Source organism: Paraburkholderia phosphatilytica, from assembly GCF_003443895.1.
In the GTDB taxonomy this organism is placed as follows: domain Bacteria; phylum Pseudomonadota; class Gammaproteobacteria; order Burkholderiales; family Burkholderiaceae; genus Paraburkholderia; species Paraburkholderia phosphatilytica.
Genome location: NZ_QQOA01000072.1, coordinates 1 through 18,898, shown reverse-complemented (window position 1 = coordinate 18,898; position 18,898 = coordinate 1). Strand labels below are relative to the sequence as shown.

At 66.1% G+C, this 18,898-nt stretch carries 15 protein-coding genes; 7 read left to right on the top strand and 8 right to left on the bottom strand.

Annotated features, from left to right (window positions below; all coding sequences use genetic code 11):
• Window positions 1–127: 127 nt before the first annotated feature.
• Window positions 128–949, bottom strand: coding sequence for an autoinducer binding domain-containing protein (locus DVS29_RS35715; protein ID WP_118185895.1), 822 nt, complete (start codon window positions 947–949; stop codon window positions 128–130).
• A gap of 72 nt (window positions 950–1,021) precedes the next feature.
• The gene (locus DVS29_RS35710; RefSeq protein WP_118185893.1) at window positions 1,022–1,897 is read right to left on the bottom strand and encodes a helix-turn-helix transcriptional regulator; all 876 of its coding nucleotides are present in this window, start codon (window positions 1,895–1,897) and stop codon (window positions 1,022–1,024) included.
• 738 nt (window positions 1,898–2,635) lie between these two features.
• Here DVS29_RS35710 and DVS29_RS35700 point away from each other — a divergent pair.
• From DVS29_RS35700 to DVS29_RS35680, 6 genes are all read left to right on the top strand, one after another.
• Window positions 2,636–4,414 (top strand): methyl-accepting chemotaxis protein, encoded by a 1,779-nt coding sequence (locus tag DVS29_RS35700; protein ID WP_118185889.1) that lies wholly within the window; start codon window positions 2,636–2,638, stop codon window positions 4,412–4,414.
• Between the two features lie 269 nt (window positions 4,415–4,683).
• The gene (coxB, locus tag DVS29_RS35695) at window positions 4,684–5,664 is read left to right on the top strand and encodes a cytochrome c oxidase subunit II (protein ID WP_118185887.1); all 981 of its coding nucleotides are present in this window, start codon (window positions 4,684–4,686) and stop codon (window positions 5,662–5,664) included.
• Window positions 5,665–5,678: 14 nt separating this feature from the next.
• Complete coding sequence (gene ctaD / locus DVS29_RS35690; RefSeq protein WP_118185885.1) at window positions 5,679–7,760, top strand: cytochrome c oxidase subunit I; 2,082 nt, start codon at window positions 5,679–5,681, stop codon at window positions 7,758–7,760.
• The gene (locus DVS29_RS35685; protein WP_118185883.1) at window positions 7,757–8,368 is read left to right on the top strand and encodes a cytochrome c oxidase subunit 3; all 612 of its coding nucleotides are present in this window, start codon (window positions 7,757–7,759) and stop codon (window positions 8,366–8,368) included. Before ctaD ends, DVS29_RS35685 begins: the two co-directional genes overlap by 4 nt.
• Window positions 8,365–8,892: a hypothetical protein gene (locus DVS29_RS38050; RefSeq protein WP_240655972.1), complete on the top strand. Its 528-nt coding sequence runs from the start codon at window positions 8,365–8,367 to the stop codon at window positions 8,890–8,892. Before DVS29_RS35685 ends, DVS29_RS38050 begins: the two co-directional genes overlap by 4 nt.
• Window positions 8,880–10,307: a cytochrome c gene (locus tag DVS29_RS35680; RefSeq protein ID WP_240655971.1), complete on the top strand. Its 1,428-nt coding sequence runs from the start codon at window positions 8,880–8,882 to the stop codon at window positions 10,305–10,307. Before DVS29_RS38050 ends, DVS29_RS35680 begins: the two co-directional genes overlap by 13 nt.
• A gap of 39 nt (window positions 10,308–10,346) precedes the next feature.
• Here the strand turns inward: DVS29_RS35680 and DVS29_RS35675 are convergent, their stop codons facing one another.
• From DVS29_RS35675 to DVS29_RS35650, 6 genes are all read right to left on the bottom strand, one after another.
• A complete protein-coding gene (locus DVS29_RS35675; protein ID WP_118185879.1) occupies window positions 10,347–11,192 on the bottom strand; it encodes an IclR family transcriptional regulator in 846 nt (281 codons plus the stop codon).
• Between the two features lie 73 nt (window positions 11,193–11,265).
• Entirely contained in the window at window positions 11,266–12,840 is a 1,575-nt protein-coding gene (locus DVS29_RS35670) for an AMP-binding protein (RefSeq protein WP_118185877.1), read from the bottom strand.
• A gap of 23 nt (window positions 12,841–12,863) precedes the next feature.
• Complete coding sequence (locus tag DVS29_RS35665; RefSeq protein ID WP_118185875.1) at window positions 12,864–14,639, bottom strand: ABC transporter permease subunit; 1,776 nt, start codon at window positions 14,637–14,639, stop codon at window positions 12,864–12,866.
• 37 nt (window positions 14,640–14,676) lie between these two features.
• A complete protein-coding gene (locus DVS29_RS35660) occupies window positions 14,677–15,738 on the bottom strand; it encodes an ABC transporter ATP-binding protein (protein ID WP_118185873.1) in 1,062 nt (353 codons plus the stop codon).
• A gap of 9 nt (window positions 15,739–15,747) precedes the next feature.
• Window positions 15,748–16,821, bottom strand: coding sequence for an ABC transporter substrate-binding protein (locus DVS29_RS35655; protein WP_118185871.1), 1,074 nt, complete (start codon window positions 16,819–16,821; stop codon window positions 15,748–15,750).
• A gap of 55 nt (window positions 16,822–16,876) precedes the next feature.
• Window positions 16,877–17,638, bottom strand: coding sequence for an enoyl-CoA hydratase/isomerase family protein (locus DVS29_RS35650; RefSeq protein ID WP_118185869.1), 762 nt, complete (start codon window positions 17,636–17,638; stop codon window positions 16,877–16,879).
• 284 nt (window positions 17,639–17,922) lie between these two features.
• Here DVS29_RS35650 and DVS29_RS35645 point away from each other — a divergent pair, with 284 nt between their 5' ends.
• The gene (locus tag DVS29_RS35645; protein WP_118185867.1) at window positions 17,923–18,759 is read left to right on the top strand and encodes an alpha/beta fold hydrolase; all 837 of its coding nucleotides are present in this window, start codon (window positions 17,923–17,925) and stop codon (window positions 18,757–18,759) included.
• The last annotated feature ends 139 nt before the right edge of the window (window positions 18,760–18,898 follow it).

The following is an 18,898-nucleotide window of genomic DNA, read 5'->3' as shown; positions in this document are numbered from 1 at the left end:
TACCCAAAATATGTCTCGACGGGCTTCCCGTTTCAAAAATCGCGAGCCGTATGCGCGGGATCACCGGCGGCGGGCTCATTGATCAGCGCTTCCTTAACGCGCGCGTTAAAAAGCTTTAAGCGTCTTTTTAATCGCGCTCCAGCGCACCGGCAATGTACGCGAGTTGAACCTTGCTGTTCGCGTGATAGCGCTGGATCAACTGCTTGAGGTGGTGGCTGACTTCGCTGCGCGTCATCGAGAGTTCGTGCGCGATGTCGGAGTCGTGCATGCCCATCGCCATGCACTGGAGGATCGCCTGCTGGTCCGCGCTCAGGCCGTCGCTGTTCAGACGCGGCAGACGGAACTGCGGATGCGCGTCGATGAATTCGTGCAGATCCACCGCGAGTCCGTACGCTGCGCCGAGCGTCGTGTCGGACAGCCACTGCTGGCCGGGATGGCGGCTCGACAGCGTGACCACGCAGCGTTCCACCGGGTTTGCGGTGGCGATACCGACGGTCACGCCGCTCGCGCTGCCCGACGCCAGCGCGGCATCGACGAAGCGCCGCTCCTGCGAGCCCGGCTGGTTCAGCGCCGAGCGGTTGAAGAGCGAATCGAGGTCCCACGCGAACGGCCATTCGCTGCGACACACGAAGGCGACGCGCGGGTCGATGTCGAAGAAGCTCGCGCGCTGGTACGCATCGGGCCAGCCGGCGGGCGAATAGCTGTCGAACCACATCGCGTGGCTCACGTGCTCGCCGATGCGCAGGATGCGCGTGTAGCAGAGCCAGTCGAAGCCGGCGTCGCGCAGCGCGCCGTGCATCGCGACGCGGCGCGCGTCCGCGTTGCCGGCAATCCTCAGGCGTTGCAGCAGCGAGTCCACGGGCGCATCGCCGTCGAGCAGCGCGGCCGGCGCGATGGTGTGCGCCGGCGCCGCGTCCAGATCGTCTTCGTTGAAAGTGGCAAAGATCACGATGTGCTGTTCCGATGATGAGACCGCAAGCCGAGGTGATGCACGCGAACGTCGCAGACTTCGCAGGCGCCGCTAGCCAACCAGCCCCGTGCGGCCCGCGTGCCACGCGAGACCGGTACGCGAGGTTTCGCCGAGGATGTCGCGCAGCCGCCGCAGGTGGTAGTCGACGTTGTGAATCGTGATCGACAGACGCGCCGCGATTTCCTTGTCCGACAGGCCGCTCACGAGCAGTTCGAGAATGCCCAGCTGCAGTTCCGACAGCGCGCTCGCCGGACGGTCGCGATCCATCGCGCGAACGTAGGCCGAGCAGCGTTGATGGATCGACAGGCCGAGCGTCAGCGCCTGGGTCGTCACGCTGTGGCTGATCCACTTCGCGTGCTCGCGCGTCGACGAGAGGCTGATGATCGAGCGCAGCGACGTGCCCGGCAGCGGCACCGCGAACGCAAGGCCGCTCAGCTTGCCGTCCGCGCGCATCCGCGCGAGCCAGGACGCGTACGAGGCCGGCGCGCCGCGGCTGCGCCAGATGCGCGTGAGCTGGTGGATATCCCAGATACAGGGCGACAGCGAACTCATCAGCGCTTCGAATCGCGGATCTCCCAGATAGTGGCCGGCGCGGAAGAAGCTCTCCGCCGGACCGGGCAGATAGTTGTCGAGCAGATACACGCGTTCGATCCGCCCGGATGGGTCGGCGCGCACGGTGAAATAGCGCAGCGTGTCGAAGCCGATCACACGGATCATGCTGCGCACGAGACGCGCTTTCTCTTCCGCGCTGCGCGCCGCGCCGAGCTCGATGGCGATACGCGTGTTCACGCCCAGATTTTCTTTCGGGACACAACGCTCCACGTCGGCTTCGTCGTACCGGTAGATGAGCGGCGCGCGATCGTCCGCGTCATCGACTGTGCCGGGCCGCTGTGGAGCACGGGAAACGACGACCGACTCCGTACTCACAGACGTCTCCAAGGGTCAAAAAGGCCAGACTCGCGCGGACAGGGCGCGCGAGAGATTGCTGGTCAAAACTGAGGCTGGATGCAATGCGGGGCGACTGACTGCGCCTCTTCTGTTCACGTGTCAAAAGGGCCGGGTGGCCTGATCGGGGTCGATCGTGGCAGTCGCGCGCCGCTGGATGCGGATGGTGATGCGGCTCTTTAGCGCGGCGGCCGGATTCGTAGGGTGCCAAAACCCGGCAGCCCTGTCGTGCCGATCCGTGCAGGAATGATTGTCATCGTGTGCAGCAGCAACGGATCGGGTTGACGCCCCATGGGTGTCCCGCGCGCGCCGGCGGGCCGGGGCGTGTTGCCGGCGCCGCGCGCGACGCGCCCGGGTTCGGGGCCCGGTCTGGTTCGCGCTGGATCGTCCTGGCAACCCGCCGTCCTGAGTGCGGCGCGGAAACGGGAGATCGATTGTATGACATCGGCCGCGCAGTGGGTGGCGGCAATCTTCGTAGGATCGGGCCCCGTGCGGCGGCGAGCCTCAGGGTCGACTACGGAGGGCGGGTTTGCATCGCCGGGTCTGCGTGCTGGATTCGGGGGCGGATGCGCAGATGGGGCGCGAAAGAAATGTCGTCGAAAGCCTGTGCGTAGGACGTTCGTCATATTTGCAACGAAAGTTCAGGCACGGCGCCGCGCTGACGTTAAGGAGTGTGTGGTTAGGCAGTCAGTTTCTCTCGCACTGGGAATTCAATTCGTCATGGCATTTCTCTCGAACTTCAAGATCGGTCCGCGTCTCGGCGCGGGTTTCGCAATCGTTTTGCTGTTGCTGTGCGCGGTGGGCGGTGTCGGCCTGCTGCAGGCGTCCCGCATCTATGGCGGCACCCGTGAGATCGGCCTCAACTGGCTGCCGAGCGTCGAAACACTCGGCACCATTCGCAGCGCCGCGGACGATGTGCGTCGCACGTCGCTGCGCGCGTTCATCGCAACCGACGCGGCCGACCGGCAGACCGCGCGCGACCAGCACGCGCAGTCGATTGCGCGCTTCGCGACGGCCTTCGACGCGTATTCGAAGCTCGTTTCGTCGCCGGAAGAGCAGCGGCTCGCCGACGGCATCAAGTCCACCTGGGCGCAGTACATGGAGATCGACGCGAAGGTGCAGTCGCTCGTCGATGCCGGCGATGCGAGCGCCGCGGATGCTCGCGCATTGGCGGGCGGTCCGTCCGCGAACGCGTTCAACGCGGTGCGCGCGGTGATCGACGAAGACGTCAAGCTCAATCGTGACGGCGCGAACGCGGAAATCGACCACGCCCGCGCGTCGTATCACAGCGCGATGGCGTGGACGATCGGACTGATCGCGCTCGCGATGGCGCTCGGCGCAGGCATCGCCGTCGCGATCACGGCCTCGATCACGGGCCCGATCCGCCGCTCGGTGGCGATCGCGGAGACGGTGGCGCGCGGCGATCTGACCGCGACGATCGAGGTACACGGCGCCGACGAAATGAGCCAGCTGCTCGGCGCGCTGCGGCACATGAACGAGCGGCTCGTCGATCTCGTGAGCCGCGTGCTCTCGAGCAGCGAAGGGATCGCGACCGCGTCGGCGGAAATCGCGTCCGGCAACACCGATCTGAGCCAGCGCACCGAAGAGCAGGCCGCGTCGCTCGAAGAAACGGCGGCGAGCATGGAAGAGCTCACCGCGACCGTCAAGCAGAACGCCGAGAACGCGAACCAGGGCAACGCGCTGGCCGCGAACGCGTCGGAGACGGCGGTGCGCGGCGGCGAGGTGGTGGGCCGCGTGGTCGACACGATGCAGGAGATTTCCAGCAGCTCGGAACAGGTCGCGCAGATCATCTCGGTGATCGAGGGGATCGCGTTCCAGACCAACATTCTCGCGTTGAACGCCGCGGTGGAAGCGGCGCGCGCAGGCGAGCAGGGTCGCGGCTTCGCGGTGGTGGCGGGTGAAGTGCGCACGCTCGCGCAGCGCAGCGCGACGGCGGCGAAGGAGATCAAGGATCTGATCACCGTGTCGGTGGAACGCGTGAACACCGGCACGGCGCTGGTGGACGACGCCGGCCGCACGATGACGGAGATCGTGCAGGCCGTGAAGCGCGTCGCCGACCTGATGGGCGAGATCAGCGCCGCGTCGGGCGAGCAGCACCACGGCATCGAGCAGGTCAACACCGCGGTGATGCAGATGGACGAGATGACGCAGCAGAATGCGGCGCTCGTTGAAGAAGCGTCGGCGGCGGCGCAGTCGATGGCGTCGCAGTCGGCCGCGTTGCGCGAACTGGTGTCGGTGTTCAAGGTGGACGCGGCGGCTGCGCGCGCCGTCGCACCGGCGGTGACGAACGCGAAGGCAAAGACGGGTGCGGGTTCGGCGCCGCGCGCGGTGGCCAAGGCTCGCGTGTCGGCAACGCCGCGCCCGGTGGTCGCCTCGCGCTCCGCGACGAAGCCCGCGCCGAAGGCCGCACAGCGCCCGGCGGCAACCTCGGCAGCCGCGAGCGCCGCAACCGCGGACGCCGACTGGCAGACGTTCTGATCGAAGCATCACCGGCCGGAGCCGTCGCGCTCCGGCGGCTTCTCCTGCATGCCTTTCTCGTGCGGCCGGCGTGCCGCACGCAGCCTTTGAAGTTCCTCCCGGTCACGCTGTAAATAGGTCACAACGTGACAGATTTGGCGCACACGCTCCGTATATAGCGAGATCGCGCGGCACCAGGTGGACCGCAACTTGCTGAGCGCAGACTGCCCGCGCTTCCCGCGCGGCGCCCGTCGCCCGTCATCGCCCGTTCACCACGGAGACCGCACAGCATGCAGCCCGCCGACGCGCACACGGCGCCGCTCAACTATTTCCTGCACGCCGCCGGCCCCGCCGCCGCGCCGACCATGCGGCTCGGCTGGGGGCTCGCCGCGCTCGTGGTCGTCGTGGCGATCGTCGTGAGCGTGCTGCTGGTGGGGGCGATCGTGCGCCGCCGGCCGCCCGCGCAACCCGATTCCGTCGAAGCCGAGGGCGGCGGCATGCGCTTCGTGTGGATCGGCACGACGCTGTCGTCGATCGCGCTGTTCGTCGCGCTGTTCTATGTGCTCGCGACGCTCGAATCGGTCGCGTCGCCGGGCACGCCGCCGCGTCTCACGATCGCCGTCACTGCGTACGACTGGTGGTGGAAGGTCGAATACGACAACCCTGACGACCCGACGCAGCGCGTCGTCACCGCGAACGAAATCCATATTCCGGCCGGCGAGCCGGTGCGCGTCGAGCTGCGCAGCGCGGACGTGATTCACGCGTTCTGGGTACCGCAGCTCGCGGGCAAAACGCAGACCATTCCCGGCATCGTCAACGAGCAGTGGATCGAGGCCGACCACCCGGGCGTCTACCGCGGTCAATGCTCGCAGTTTTGCGGCGCGCAGCATGCTCATATGGCGTTCGAGGTGGTTGCGCAGCCGCGTAGCGATTTCGACGCGTGGTACGCACAGCAGGCGAAGCCGCAGCCGGCCGCGCTGGCCACTGTCACGACTGATACCGCCGCCGCCGGCAAGAAACTCTTCGGCGAACGCTGCGCGGGTTGCCACGCGATCCGCGGCACCGATGCGACCGGCGCGCAGGGGCCGGATCTCACGCATCTGGATTCGCGTCGTCTGATCGCCGCCGGCACCGTCGTCAACACGGCGGCGAATCAGCTCGACTGGATCCGCCACGCGCAGCGGATCAAGCCCGACACGCTGATGCCGTCGATCGATCTGAACGCGAGCGAAGCGCAGGCGCTGTCCGCGTATCTGCAAACGCTGCACTGAGGAGCCAGGCCACGATGTCCGATCTCGCCGATCCGTCCGCCCCATCGATGCCGTCGCCCGGCACCGCCCCGCACGAGAGCACGCTCAGGCTCGGCCAGGTGGAGCGCGGCAGCGCCGACGACGAACGGCTGCGCGAAATCTGGGAGACGCGGCCCGGCTGGCGTGGCTGGCTCTCCTCCGTCGATCACAAGGAAATCGGCATGCGCTACCTCGTTACCGCGTTCGCGTTCCTGCTCGCGGGCGGTGTGGAAGCTTTGCTGATGCGCGTGCAGCTCGCGCGGCCGAACGCGCATGTGCTGACACCGGAGCAGTACAACCAGCTCTTCACGATGCACGGCGTGACGATGATCTTCCTGTACGCGCTGCCGATCCTGTCGGGCTTCTCGAACTACCTGTGGCCGCTCGTGCTCGGCGCGCGCGACATGGCGTTTCCGCGCCTCAATGCATTGTCCTACTGGGTGTTCCTGTTCGCGGGGCTGTTCCTGTATGCGAGCTTTCCGTTCGGCGAAGCGCCGGACGCGGGCTGGTTCAACTACGCGCCGCTCGCGGGGCTCGGCTACGACACCGGGCCGAACATCGACGTCTACGCGCTCGGCATGGTGCTGCTCGGCATCTCGACGACCGTCGGCTCGATGAACTTCGTCGTCACGTTTCTGCGAATGCGCGCGCCGGGCATGTCGCTCGACCGGGTGCCGGTGCTCGTGTGGGGCACGCTGACCGCATCGGGCGGCAACCTGCTCGCGGTGCCGTCCGTGAGTCTCGCGTTCTTCATGCTGTGGCTCGACCGCCGCATCGGCACGCACTTCTTCGACGTGCTGAACGGCGGCCGCGCGCTCCTGTGGCAGCACCTGTTCTGGATCTTCGCGCATCCGTGGGTCTACGCGGTCGTGCTGCCCGCGATGGGTATCGTCTCCGATGCGTTGCCGGTGTTTTGCCGGCGGCCGCTGGTCGGCTACGTACCGGTCGCGCTGTCGACGGTGATCACGATGGTGATCGGCTTCGTCGTGTGGATTCACCACATGTTCGCGACCGGTATTCCCGCGCTCGCGCTGTCGTTCTTCGGCGCGGCCAGCATGGTGATCGCGATTCCGAGCGCGGTCGCGACCTTCGCGTGGATCGCGACGATCTGGACCGGGCGGCCGGTGTTCCGCGTGCCGTTCCTGTATTTCGCGGGCTTCGTGTTCCTGTTCGTGATCGGTGGATTATCAGGCGTACTGACGGCTGCAGTGCCGTTCGACTGGCAGCTGACCGATACGTACTTCGTGGTCGCGCACCTGCATTACGTGCTGCTCGGTATCAACGTGTTTCCGGTGATCGGCGGGATCTACTTCTGGTTTCCGAAATTCACCGGCCGGATGATGAGCGAAGGGTTGGGGCGGGTTGGTTTCTGGATCCTGTTCGTCGGTTTCAACGTCGCGTTCTTTCCGATGCATATCGCGGGGCTGCTCGGCATGCCGCGCCGTATCTACACGTATGGCGCCGACATGGGCTGGAACACGGTGAACCTGATCACGTCGATCGGCGCGTTCGTGTTCGCGCTCGGCATTCTCGTGTTCCTGCTCGACATCGCGGTGAGCCTGCGGCGCGGCAAGCCGGCCGGCGACAACCCGTGGGATGCGCCGACGCTCGAGTGGTCGATTCCATCGCCGCCGCCGCCGTACAACTTCGCGGTGTCGCCGCGCATCGCGAGCCGGCATCCGCTGTGGGAAGCGCGCATGGAAGGCGAAATGCGTTCGCAGCTTTCGGTCGGCTATCTGCTGGACCGGGGCCGCGAAGCACTCGCGACGACGGCGCTCGACGGCGAGCCCGATGTGATCCTGAAGATGCCCGAGGATTCGTACGCGCCGTTCTGGCTCGGCGTCGCTTCGACCGGCGTATTCGCGGGGCTCGCGCTGACCGCGTGGTGGCTGTCGGCCGTGAGCGTGGTCGGCTGCGCGGCGGCGATCGTCGTGTGGCTGTGGCCCGAGCGGCAGCTGGGACAACGCGAGACGCATGTCGAAGACGCGGGCTCGGGCGGCGGAAAGGGCCAAGGCGAACGCGATGCTCATGCGACTGGTGCGCAAGCGTCCACACAACGAAAAGGAGACCCGCAATGAGCGACGCACTGCCCGGCCGTGCCGTGTTGCCCGTCGGCAGTCCTGGCGAACGCTCGGGCGGCTGGTGGGGTTGCCTCACGTTGATCGTGACCGAAGGTGCACTGTTTGGATACCTGATCTTTTCATATCTGTACCTCGCGGCGCAGACCACGCAGCCTTGGCCGCCCGAAGGCCTGCCAAAGCTCGGGCTCGGATCGCTCAACACCGCGATCCTGCTGTCGAGCAGCGTGTTCGTGTGGTTCTGCGAGCGTTGCGTGCGGCGCAGGCGGATCAAGCTCGGCAGCGCGTCGATGGCGGTGGCGATCGTGCTCGGTGCGATCTTCATCGGCATCCAGCTGAAGGAGTGGTCGAACCATCCGTACGGGATGACGACGCAGCTCTATGGTTCGCTGTATTTCACGATCACCGGCTTCCATCTGGCACACGTGATCGTCGGGCTGTTCGTGCTCGGCTTCCTGCTGCTGTGGACCGCGCTCGGCTATTTCGACAACGCGCGCTGCGCGGCGCTGACGATCGGCGGTCTCTACTGGCACTTCGTCGATATCGTGTGGCTGTTCATCTTCACGACGCTGTATCTGTCGCCGTACGTGCTGAGGAGGGGAGGGTGAGTCCGGACCGCGCCGATCATCCAGGCCAGGGCCAGCCGCCGCGTGACGTCACGAGCGACGTAGCGGCCAACGCCGCGGCGGCCGAGCGCAAGCGCGGCCTGGAAGCCGCCGCTGCAACGCCGAAGCACACGAGGCCCAGCGGCTGGGCGGTACTGATCGGCCTGCTGCTTACGCCTGCCGCGTGGTTCGCGCAGACCAACCTCGCGCAGACGATCTCCGCGTATGCATGTTTTCCGCACGGACGGCCCGTCGCGGCGCCCGCGTTGCCGTGGCTGATGCACGGGCTGCTGACGCTGTCGGTGCTGACGTTCATCGCGGGTGCGATCGGCGTGACCGTGGGCCTGCGCAACTGGCGACGCACCGCGCCGCTCGCTACCGCCGAAGCGCGGCGTACGCCGCCGCATCGAACCGCGGCGCGCGACTGCTTCCTCGCGCGGGTGGGCACGATTTCGAGTTGCGTGTTCATGTTCGGACTCGTCGCGTCGGACATGGCGCTGATGATGGTGCCGCCATGCGGAGGCTGACGACGATGGCGCGCACAGGTTTCCGCTGGTGGCTGACAGGCGGCGCGATCGCGGTGTTGTTCGCGGGCCTGGTTTTGGCCGTGGCCGTCGCAGCGCAGTCGGCGCCGGCGCAGCCGAATGCGAGCGGCCCAGACGCCGCGCAGGTCGGCTCATCGAACGCATCGTCGGAAGCGGATGCGAACACGCGCGCGCTGATCGAGCGCGGCGCCTATCTCGCGAAAGCCGCGGATTGCGCGGGCTGCCATACCGCGCCGCCGTCGGCGTCCGCGGAAAAGGGCGATACGCTGGGGCCGCCGCCATTCGCGGGCGGCCTGGGCATGGTGTCGCCGTTCGGCACGATCTATTCGAGCAACATCACACCGGACCCGGTCGCGGGCATCGGCCTCTATACGTTCGACGACTTCGACCGCGCCGTGCGCGAAGGCGTCGCGCCTGGCAACAGGCGGCTCTATCCGGCGATGCCGTATCCGTCGTTCGCGAAGCTCAGCGACGACGACATGCACGCGCTGTACGCGTATTTCATGCACGGCGTGCAACCCGTCGCGACGCTCGCGCCGCGCACGCAGCTGCCGTTTCCGTTCAACCAGCGCTGGGTGCTTGCCGCATGGGACTGGCTGCTTGCGCCGAAGGACCGCTATCAACCGGATGCATCGCACGACGCGCAGTGGAATCGCGGCGCGTATCTGGTGCAGTCGCTCGGCCACTGCGGCGCGTGTCATACGCCGCGTGGTCCGGCATACAACGAACTCGGCTACACGCAATCTTCGCCACTCTATCTGACGGGCGGTACCAACGACCACTGGTTCGCGCCGAATCTGTCGGGCGATCCTGGGTCGGGCCTTGGGCGCGTATCCGCGCAGGAGATTGCCGCGTTCCTGAAGCAGGGACACGGCGGCGGCCTGGTGACGTTCGGCAGCATGGTGCAGGTGGTGGAGGACAGCACGCAGTATCTGAACGACGACGACCTCAATGCGATCGCCACGTATCTGAAGAGTCTGCCGCCGCATGCGCTGTCCGGTCGCTACGACGCGGATCCGCGCGCGAAGCAGCAGACCGCGGAGGCGATCAGGACCGGCGATATCGAGCGGCCGGGTGCGGGGATCTACCAGAGCATGTGCGCGCGCTGTCATAAGGCGGATGGCAGTGGCGAGCCGTTGAAATATCCGCGCCTTGCGGGCAATCCGGCGGTGCTCGCGTCACACACGACATCGCTCGTGCGGCTGCTGGTGGAGGGCGGCCGCAGCCCGGCCACCGACGACGGTCCGCTGCCGCGCAAGATGCCATCGTTTGCCGGCAAGCTGACCGATACGGAAATGGCGCGCGTGCTGACCTATGTGCGGTCGGCGTGGGGCAACGATGCGGAGCCGGTGACGACGCGGGACGTGAGCGAGGTGCGGTCCGCGATACACAAGTGAGTGATCGCGGATGCACCGCCGCGGATGCGATGCCAGGCGCTAGTCGATCCGCCGCCGCGTCGAAATCGCGGATGCCGTGGAGATCACCAGATCCGCGAAGCGCTTTTCGTCGCGGTCCGCATGCCAGCGCGAACGCGCGACCGCGATGTTGACCGCGCCGATGCCGCGACCCTGCGCATTGGTGATGGCCGCCGCCGTCGAGATGTCGCTGACGAAGTACTCGTCTTCCGCGTGCGCGTAACCCTGCTTGCGGATCTGTACGAGCCGCTCCTTGATCTTGCGCGGCTGGTAGACGGTGGACGGCGTGTACGCGACGAGGTTGGTGCGCGACAGGATGTCGTCGATCTCGCCGTCGCTGAAGGTGGCGAGGATCGCGAGGCCCGGTGCGGTGCAGTACGCCGGCAGCCGCGAGCCCGTGATCACGTGCGCGTTGAACACGTTGCGGCTCACGATGCGCAGCACGAACACGATATGCGTATCGTCCAGCACCGTGAGGTTGGTGGCTTCCTCCGTTTCGGAGCCGAGCTGCTGCAGGTAAGGCGTGGCCCGGCTCACCAGCTCGTTCGACGTCAGATAGTGGTAGGTGAAGTCGAGCAGCTTCGGCGAGAGCTCGTACTTGCGGCTCTCAGGGTCCTTGAACAGATAGCCGAGCGCCGCGAGCGTGTACGTGAAGCGCTGCGTCGCGCTCACGTCGAAGCCGGTCAGCGCCGAGATTTCCGAGAGCGACAATTGCCGTTTGCTGCCGTCGAAAGCGGTGAGCACCTTCATCGCCTTCTCCACCGATTGTACGTACAGCGAAGAAGCCGTAGGGTCGACGCTCGCCTCCACCGCGGCAGCAGGCGCGGCGTTACGTTTGCGGGGAGCTTTGGACGGGGCTGTGGTCACGGTCGATATCGGTTGAGCGGGTACGCCGCATTATCGCATTTCCATAGGCGCTATCTGTACGCAATAACCTTCGTCATCGGCGTCGAGCGTGGCGATGGGCGACGCGTCTGGCATGCCCCTGGGCAAGCCGGTCCCACGCATCGCGCGTGTCGTTCGGGAGCAGGTGTTTCTTGATGCGCTCGCTCGCGGTCAGTTCGAACCGGTCGACCGCGCGGTAATAGCGCGGCAACTGGAAGCTCGCGAGCCGTTCGCTTGCCCACGCGTGCATCGATTCCCACGCAACCGCTTCGTCCTTGAACTGCACAATGAGCAGAACGTCCTGCTCGCCGACCGACGAAGCCACGCCGATCGCCGCGCTCGCGCGCACGGCCGGATGCGTCGCGAACACGCGCTCGATTTCCCATGCGGATACGTTCTCACCACGCACACGCATGCTGTCCGTGCGCCGGCCGATGAAGTACAGATCGCCGTCCGCATCGCGCCGCGCATGATCGCCCGTGTGCAGCCGGCCATTGCGCAGCGCACCGCGCGTGGCTTCGTCGTTCTTCAGGTAAGCGGGCAGAAAGGTGCCGTCCACCTTGCTTGACAGCACGATCTCGCCGGGTTCGCCGTCGGCTACTTCATTGCCGTTCGCATCGAGCAGCTGCAGGTCGATCCACGGCAGCGCGCGGCCGATCGAACCGGGCTTGCCAGTGGCATTGAGCGTCGCGAAGCTGGAGCATTCGGTCATGCCATAGCATTCGCGCAGCTTCACGCCGAGGCGCGATTCGATGCCGTGCCACGCCGATGCGCTCACGCCGGCGCCCCATGCAACGCGCAGCGTATGGGTGTCCGGCTGCGCATCCGGCGGCAACTGCATCAGGATATCGAGCACGCCGCCCAGATAATGCAGTTGCGTCGCGCCGGAACGGACCACCTCGCCCCAGAACCGCGACGCGGAAAAGCGCGGTACCACGTCGAGGCTGACCGGTTCGAAGAACGGCAGCAGCAGCATCTGCGCGCCGCCGATATGACACAGCGGCTCCCACAGAAAGAGCCGGTCGCCGGGCCGCACGTCGGCGACGCGGATCGCGGCTTCGCTCGCGATCCGCATCATGCGATGCGTGAAAATCACACCCTTCGGCGCGCCGGTGGTGCCGGACGTGTAGATGATGCAGAGCGGGTCGTGCACGCCGATAGCGGGTGTTTGCAGCGCTGCGCTCGCGTCGTGCGCATCGAACGGCGGCGGGCTCGCGCGCCGCGCGCTGCCGGTGTCGATCTGTGCGGTGACTTCGTCGAAGCTCGCGTCGGAGACAAACAGTTTTGGCTCCGCGTGGTGCAGCACGTATTCGAGGCCCGTGCCGCGCAGCCGCGTATTCACCGGCACCCACACGAGACCGGACAGCATCAGCGCGTAGATCAGGTGAACATGCTCGCGGCTGTTGCCGAGCATCACGGCAACGCGGTCGCCCTGGTGAAGTTCGAGTGAGGCGAACCAGCGCTGCAGTTGCGCGATGCGCTGCACGGATTCGGCGCAGGTGATCACGCCGCCATCGAAGCGCAGCACCTCGCGGGAAGGGGCGGCCTGAAGGTTGAGCGCCAGCAGGGGCGCGCAGTCGAGCGCGTCGTGATCGTGCCGCTGCGGGAAGAACTCGGAGTAGCGATGCATATGACGAACGGTTTGAAAGAGAACTAGCGTGCGCGGCGTCGCAGCCACGCGGAGACGGTCACCACCAGCGCGATCAGCACGAGCAGCGTCGTCGAGACCGCTGCGAGCGTTGGCGTGACCGCGAGCTGGATGTCGTCCCACATCTGTTTCGGCAACGTCGTGTTGATTCCGCCGCTCACGAAGATCGCGATAGTCAGGTCGTCGAACGAAACGAGGAACGCGAACAGGAAAGCCGCGGTCACGCTCGCCATCAGAAGCGGCAGCACGATGGTGCGGATGCGTCGCAACGGCGACGCGCCCATCACGCGCGCGGCGTCGTCGAGTCGCCAGTCGAAGCGCTGGAAGCCGGCTGCGAGCGTCACGACCACGTACGGAATCGCGAGCACGGTATGGCCGATGACGAGCCCCGTGTTCGTGCCGGTCAGGCCGAAGCGGCTGAACAGATACAGCAGGCCGACCGCGACCACGATGCGCGGCACGATTAGCGGCGCGACGAGCAGCGCGAACAGCGGTTGGGTGGCGCGGCGCGGCAGGCGCGTCATGCCGAGCGTTGCGCCGAAGCCGAGCACGAGCGACAGCACCGCGGTGCCGAAGCCCACTTCGAACGAGCGGATGATCGCGCTTTGCCACACCGGCGAACCGAGGAACGTGCCGAACCAGCGCAGGCTGAAGAGCTTCGGCGGAAACGCGATGAAGTCGCTGCGCGTGAACGCATACGGAATCACCGACAGCACCGGCACGACGAGACACAACAGCACCACGCACGTGTACAGGCCGAGCGGGCTCGTCACGTCGACCGACGCGGATTGCGCCGCGCTGCGGCGGCGCATCAGCGGCGCGGCGAGCCGGCCTGCCGCGATCAGCAGCGAGAGCTTCAGCCCCTGCGCGCGCGAGCCGCGCTGACGCACGCTGGTTTCGCCGGTCAGCGACGTAAGCCCGACGAAGCGGTCATACACGAAGAAGATCACGATCGAGCACGCGAGCAGCACCGTGGAAAGCGCGCCGGCGAAATGCATGTCGAACAGTTCGAGCACCGACGAGATCACCAGCTGCGCGATCATCGTTTCGCGCGGCGAGCCGAGCAGCGTGGGCACGATGAAGAAGCCGAGGCTCGAGATGAACACGAGCAGGCCCGCGGCCGCGACGCCCGGCGACGACAGCGGCAGGAACACCGTGAAGAAGCTCGTGCTGCGCGCCGCGCCGAGCGTTTCGGCGGCCTGCGTCAGACGGTCGTCGATACCGCGCATCACGGGGAGCATCGTCATCACCGCGAGCGGCAGCATCGAGTGCACCATGCCGATCAGCACACCGGTCAGCGACGGAATCGTGCCGTTGGTCTGGTGCACGAGGTGCAGCGCGAGCGCGATGGTTGCTATCACGCCGGTCTTCGAGAGCAGCAGCATCCATGCGTAGGTCTTCACCAGGTAGCTGGTCCAGAACGGCAGCATGATCCACAGCAGCCAGCGTTCGCGGATGCGGTCGGTGAGACGGCTCAGCATGTACGCGACCGGATAGCCGAGCAGCACTGAAAACGCCGCCGTCATGAACGAGATCGCGAAGGTGATCCACAGCACTTTCGCGTAGACGGGCGTGTGCGCGATCCGCACGAACTGCGAGATGCCGATCTGTCCATCGGCGCCGACGAGCCCACCCTGCAGGATCTCGCCGACCGGCAGCACGAAGAACACGGCGAGGAACGCGAGCGTCGGCAGCACGGGCAGCCAGCGCAGCGCGGGCTTGAGCCACGTGAAGCGCCGCGGGGCGGCTTGATCGCGTTGCACGCGCAGGGCGACCGTCATGAAAGGCCTCGTGTGGAAGTGAGGATGGACACGCGCATCACGCCTGCAGCAGTGTCGTGCGATATGGGTCCCACACGAGACCCACCGTATCGCCGATGCGCGGCGACAGACTGCGTTCGCAACGCGCGACGAGCTCGCTGCCGTCGGCAAGCGACAGCTGCACGCGCGTATCGCTGCCGAAAAACACCACGTCGCTGATGCGGCCATCGACGAAACCCCTCGCGGCATCGACGAGCCGCAGCGCTTCCGGACGCAGCAGCAGCGTATGCCGCGCGGCCTGGCTGAGCGTGGCGGTGCGCGGCAGCGGAATACGGCCGCCGCCCGCGAGCAGGATCGGCTCGCCGCTGTCGCTATGCGTTGGCGCGAGTTCGCCTTCCAGCAGATTCGAATGACCGATGAAACCGGCGGCGAAGCGCGTGGCCGGACGGTCGTACAGGTCGGCAGGCGTGCCGATCTGCTCGATGCGCGCGTCGTTCATCAGGCAGATGCGATCGGACAGCGTGAGCGCTTCGTCCTGATCGTGCGTCACGTACACGAAGGTTGCGCCGAGCTCCTTGTGCAGGCGGCGAATCTCGCCCTGCATGTGCTCGCGCAGTTTTTTGTCGAGCGCGCCGAGCGGTTCGTCGAGCAGGATGATCGACGGCCGGTACGCGAAGCAGCGCGCGAGTGCGATGCGCTGCTGCTGGCCACCCGACAGCTCTTTCGGAAAGCGCTTGTCGTAGTCGCTCATGCGGACCATCGCGAGCGCATCGTCGACGGCCTTGCGCACTTCGTCGCGCGTTTTGCTGCGCATGCGCAGCCCATACGCGACGTTGTCCCGCACCGTCATGTGCGGAAACAGCGCGTAACTCTGGAACACCATGCCGATGCCGCGCTTGCCCGGCTCGACCAGCGTGACGTCACGCCCATCGATCTCGATGCGCCCCGCGCTCGGCGCGACGAGCCCCGAGATCATCTGCAGCAGTGTGGTCTTGCCCGAGCCGGACGGCCCGAGCAGCGTCAGGAACTCGCCCGCCTGCACGGTGAGATCGGTTGCCTGCAGCGCGAGCGTATCGCCGTAGCGCTTCTCGAGACCGATCGCTTCCAGTTTCGCGCTCATCGTCGAACCTCACGAAATGATCCAGGCGTTGAAGCGCTCCGTCACTTTCTGGCGGTTGTCTTCCCACCATTGCGGGCTCGGCAGCTTCATGAGCTTGATGTTGTCGGGCGCGGTAGGCAGGAGCGGCGTGCGGTTCGGCGGAATCGATTCGAACGACTTGCGGTTGGTCGGACCGTAGGCCAGCGTCTGCGTGAGCACGGCCTGGCGCTTCGCGTCCGCGCAGAATCGCACGAACTGCTTCGCCATCTCAGCGCGCGGCGTGCCCTTCGGAATGCCCCAGCCTTCGATCGAATAGAGCCCTTGGTTCCACACGATCGTGACCGGCGCGCCCGCATCTTTCGCCGCCTGCGCGCGGCCGTTCCACGTCGAGATCATGTCGACGTCGCCGCTCTGGATGGCCTGCATGGCCTGCGCGCCGGAGGTCCACCAGATCGCGATGTGCGGCTTGATCTTGTCGAGGCTGCGGAACGCACGGTCGACATCGAGCGGATAGAGCTTGTCGAGCGATACGCCATCGGCGAGCAGCGCTTCTTCGAGCGTGTCGAGCGGGCTGCGGCGCAGGCAGCGCCGGCCCGGAAAGCGCTTCACGTCCCAGAAGTCCGCCCACGATTTCGGGCCGTTCTGGCCGAACTTGTCGGAGCGGTACGCGAGGATCGTCGAGTACACGTCGACGCCGAGCCAGTCCGGCGTGACGGCTTCCGGCATCACGTCGGGGAAGTCGCTGGGCTTCAACCCGATCGGCTCCATCAAACCCTTCGCTTCCAGATACGGAATGTCCGCGGAGAGCGTCAACGTGGTCACGTCCCACACGTAGTTCTTCGTCTTCACCATCGCTTCGAACTGCGCGACCGGCTGCGATTCGCGAGCGACGCTCACCACCTTGATGCCCGTGGCCTTTTCGAACGGATCGTAGAACGCCTGCCGGTACGCGGTCGTGTACGGACCGCCGGGATCGGACACGACGATCTGCTTGTCGTCGGCGCGCACGAGCGCAGGCATTGCGGCCGGCAACGCGCCGGCTAGCGCGATGGCGCCCGCGCTCTGGAGGATGCGGCGACGGCTCGGGTTGAAGTCTTGTGTCATGGCTCGGGTTCCCCGTTCGTGTGAAGGTGATCGGACGATGCGGACGTGTGTGGAGTTATTTCGCGCGGCGCCGGAAGAATTCCTCCATCATTCGCGCCGGCTCGCCCGAGTCGTACGCTTCGCGCTGTATACGCATGCCCGCGTCGATGCAGTCGCGAAAGCCCGGCTCCGTCATTTCGCGGAAGCGCTGCTTGTCGAGGCGCATCGCGACGGGCGGCTTCGCGGCCAGTTCGTTCGCGATCTCGAGCGCCTTCGCGAACACCTGATCTTCGGGCACGAGGTGATGGATGAGGCCGATGTCCGCGCATTCTTTCGCGTCCATCAGGCGGCCGGTGAGCGTCAGTTCGATGGTGCGCGACATGCCGAGCATCGCGTTCATGATCCACGGTCCGGTGGTGCTGGCGATGCCCGCGTTGATTTCCGGCTGCCCCATGCGCACGCCCGGATGGCCCACGCGGATGTCGCCGAGCAGCGCCACCTGGAATGCCGAGCCGGCCGCGGTGCCGTTGAGCGCGATCACGAGCGGCTTCGACAGGCTGCGCAGCGCGGTGTAGTAGCGCTGCCATTCTTTGACCCATGCGACCGCGCGCTCGCCGTCGAAATCATGGGCTTCCGACAGGTCCTGGCCTGCCGAAAACGCGCGGTTGCCGGCGCCCGTCATGATGATCGCGGCGACTTCGCTGTCCGCGTCGTAGCGTTGCAGCGCCTCGATGATGCTTTCGCGCATCGGCGTGGTCCACGCGTTCAGGCGGTCGGGGCGGTTCAGCGTGATCACGGCCACACGGCCGTTCCGGGACAGCAGGACATCGTCGCTCATGATTTATCGCATAGTAATAATTGATGGTGAAATACAATATAGAACCATCAAAAATGATGTGCAACCGGGTTTACGCGATGAGGTGGGACGGTGGGTTTCTGCCGAACTGCTACGATGGTTTGGGACGGGGCATGTCATTTCATCCCGTCTGTCACGAGATCGATCTTCCCGTCGCCACGCGTTCGCGCTTCACGCTTTGCGAGTTGCCGCGGCGATGACTTCTGTCACACGGGCGCCGGATCATGAGACCGGCAATCCCCCGATAACGTCGAAGGAGCATGACCATGCCGTACGTTATGACGAAGGACAATGTCGAGATCTTCTACAAGGACTGGGGCCCGAGGGACGCCCAGCCCGTCGTGTTCCATCACGGTTGGCCGCTGTCGTCGGACGACTGGGATGCGCAGATGCTTTTTTTCGTGCAGCACGGTTACCGCGTGATCGCGCATGACCGGCGCGGACATGGCCGTTCGTCGCAGGTCTCGGACGGACACGACATGGATCACTACGCCGCGGATGCGTTTGCCGTGGTCGAAGCGCTGGATCTGCGCAACGCGGTGCATATCGGGCATTCGACGGGCGGAGGGGAGGTGGCCCGTTATGTGGCGAGGCATGGCGAGCCTGCTGGGCGCGTCGCGAAAGCGGTGCTGGTCAGCGCCGTGCCGCCGCTGATGCTCAAGACTGAAGCCAATCCGGAGGGCCTGCCGATCGAGGTCTTCGACGGTTTTCGCAAGGCGCTGGCCGACAATCGGGCGCAGTTTTTCGTCGACGTGCCGGCCGGGCCTTTCTACGGTTTCAACCGTGCCGGCGCGACGGTCCATCAAGGCGTGATCCAGAACTGGTGGCGGCAGGGCATGATGGGCAGCGCGAAGGCGCACTACGAGGGCATCAAGGCGTTCTCGGAAACCGATCAAACGGAAGACCTGCAGTCGATTAGCGTGCCGACGCTGGTGCTGCATGGTGAAGACGACCAGATCGTACCGATCGCGGACGCGGCGCTGAAGTCGATCAAGCTGCTCAAGAACGGCACGCTGAAGACGTATCCGGGTTTTTCGCACGGCATGCTGACGATCAATGCCGATGTGCTTAACAACGATCTGCTCGCGTTCGTGAAGGGTTGAGCGCTGGCGCAATGGCATGGGCCCGCTTCGGCGGGCTTTTTTTATGGGTGCGCCCGGCAGGGCGCACTCACTTGGAGGTGAAAGTCCTCTACTCGCCCGGCAAGGGGAAGAGTTAGCCGAAGGCAAGGGTTTCCCGGGT

Bases quoted from the DNA above. Each gene is read 5' to 3' on its own strand.
- DVS29_RS35700 (WP_118185889.1), top strand. From the start codon at position 2,636: ATGGCATTTCTCTCGAACTTCAAGATCGGTCCGCGTCTCGGCGCGGGT.
- coxB (WP_118185887.1), top strand. From the start codon at position 4,684: ATGCAGCCCGCCGACGCGCACACGGCGCCGCTCAACTATTTCCTGCAC.
- ctaD (WP_118185885.1), top strand. From the start codon at position 5,679: ATGTCCGATCTCGCCGATCCGTCCGCCCCATCGATGCCGTCGCCCGGC.
- DVS29_RS35685 (WP_118185883.1), top strand. From the start codon at position 7,757: ATGAGCGACGCACTGCCCGGCCGTGCCGTGTTGCCCGTCGGCAGTCCT.
- DVS29_RS35680 (WP_240655971.1), top strand. From the start codon at position 8,880: ATGCGGAGGCTGACGACGATGGCGCGCACAGGTTTCCGCTGGTGGCTG.
- DVS29_RS35670 (WP_118185877.1), bottom strand. From the start codon at position 12,840: ATGCATCGCTACTCCGAGTTCTTCCCGCAGCGGCACGATCACGACGCG.
- DVS29_RS35665 (WP_118185875.1), bottom strand. From the start codon at position 14,639: ATGACGGTCGCCCTGCGCGTGCAACGCGATCAAGCCGCCCCGCGGCGC.
- DVS29_RS35660 (WP_118185873.1), bottom strand. From the start codon at position 15,738: ATGAGCGCGAAACTGGAAGCGATCGGTCTCGAGAAGCGCTACGGCGAT.
- DVS29_RS35655 (WP_118185871.1), bottom strand. From the start codon at position 16,821: ATGACACAAGACTTCAACCCGAGCCGTCGCCGCATCCTCCAGAGCGCG.
- DVS29_RS35650 (WP_118185869.1), bottom strand. From the start codon at position 17,638: ATGAGCGACGATGTCCTGCTGTCCCGGAACGGCCGTGTGGCCGTGATC.
- DVS29_RS35645 (WP_118185867.1), top strand. From the start codon at position 17,923: ATGCCGTACGTTATGACGAAGGACAATGTCGAGATCTTCTACAAGGAC.